This is a genomic window from Acidovorax sp. HMWF018 (assembly GCF_003061035.1).
Taxonomy (GTDB): domain Bacteria; phylum Pseudomonadota; class Gammaproteobacteria; order Burkholderiales; family Burkholderiaceae_C; genus Acidovorax; species Acidovorax delafieldii.
Map to the genome: position 1 here is coordinate 9,989 of NZ_QAIM01000345.1, position 1,369 is coordinate 11,357.

Sequence of the window (1,369 nt, forward strand, 5' to 3'; positions counted from 1 at the left end):
CAACCAGCGCCAGCACTCTGACGCCCCAGCGGACGCAGAGCGCTGCGCGCATCACCCGCGCGCCTCCCGCTGCTGCTTGACCATCTTGGTCTTGATGCGGTTGCGCTTGAGGGGGGAGAGGTATTCCACAAACACCTTGCCCATGAGGTGGTCCATCTCGTGCTGGATACAGACCGCCAGAAGGCCATCGGCCTCGATCACGCGGGACTGGCCCTGGGCGTCCAGCGCCCGCACATGCACGGCATCAAACCGCTCCACCCCGTCATAAATGCCAGGCACCGAGAGGCAGCCTTCTTCGTTCAGGTGCTTTTCGGCGCTGGTCCAGACCAGCTCGGGGTTGATCAGCACCAGGGGCTGATCGCGCTCCTCCGACACGTCGATGACCACCAGCCGCTCATGCACGTCCACCTGGGTGGCCGCCAGGCCAATGCCGTGCGCGTCGTACATCGTGGCCAGCATGTCGGCCACCAGCGTGCGGATGCGGTCGTCCACCGCCTGGACGGGGCGGGCGACCTTGTGAAGCCGGGGGTCCGGGTAACAGAGAATGGGAAGGATTGCCATGGCTGCAGGTAAGAGATGTCGCTATTTTCGCCACTTTTGCGGCCTACTGCCGCCCTGCGAGCCAATAATCGTTGCCGAATCAAGGGCTTGAGCAGAGAATCTAAGAAGCTTTGTAACGTATTTGCCCGGCCGCACGCCTGCTTTGTGCGCCGAGGTGCCAGCGAGGGGGCGTTTCCCAATGCATGAGAAAAGGAACAACATGACGGCATTCACCAGCGTGCGGCGGACCGCCCTGGGCGCGCTCACCATCATTGCTGGCGCCCTGCTGGTCATGCCGGCCCAGGCGCAGAACTACCCCATTTCCAGCGGCCAGCGCGCCACAGCGCAGCAGGTGTCCGAGCGGGGTGTACCGCTGGAGGAGCTGGCGCCCAACGCCCCAGACACCTACACCGTCAAGCGGGGCGACACGCTCTGGGGCATTTCGGGCATGTACCTCAAGCGCCCATGGCGCTGGCCCGAGCTCTGGGGCATGAACCTCAAAACCATCCCCAACCCGCACCTGATCTTTCCTGGCCAGACGCTTTACCTTATTAAGGAAGGCGGCTATGCCCGCCTGAGCACCAGCCGCTCCAGCGAACCCGAGACCGTGCGCATCTCGCCCCGCACCCGCAGCGATAGTTTGGCTGATTCCGCGTTGCCCACACTCAAGCAGCACCTCATCGAGCCCTTCCTGGTCGAGCCGCTCGTGGTGGACGAGCAAGTGCTGCTGAGCGCCCCGCGCGTGATCGCGACGACCGAAGAGCGCGTGCTGATGGCGGCGGGCGACCGTGTCTATGTGCGTGGGGACGCCGCGTCGCCCATGCTGGCA

Annotated in this window: 2 protein-coding genes; one reads left to right on the forward strand and one right to left on the reverse strand. The window is 64.6% G+C overall.

From position 1 onward, the window contains the following. Positions 1–51: 51 nt before the first annotated feature. Complete coding sequence (def, locus tag DBR23_RS13235; protein WP_056067873.1) at positions 52–561, reverse strand: peptide deformylase; 510 nt, start codon at positions 559–561, stop codon at positions 52–54. Between the two features lie 199 nt (positions 562–760). On the opposite strand from def, the gene DBR23_RS13240 reads away from it, so the two are divergent. After that, on the forward strand, positions 761–1,369 hold a 609-nt coding region (locus tag DBR23_RS13240; RefSeq protein ID WP_146191336.1), incomplete at its 3' end, for a LysM peptidoglycan-binding domain-containing protein.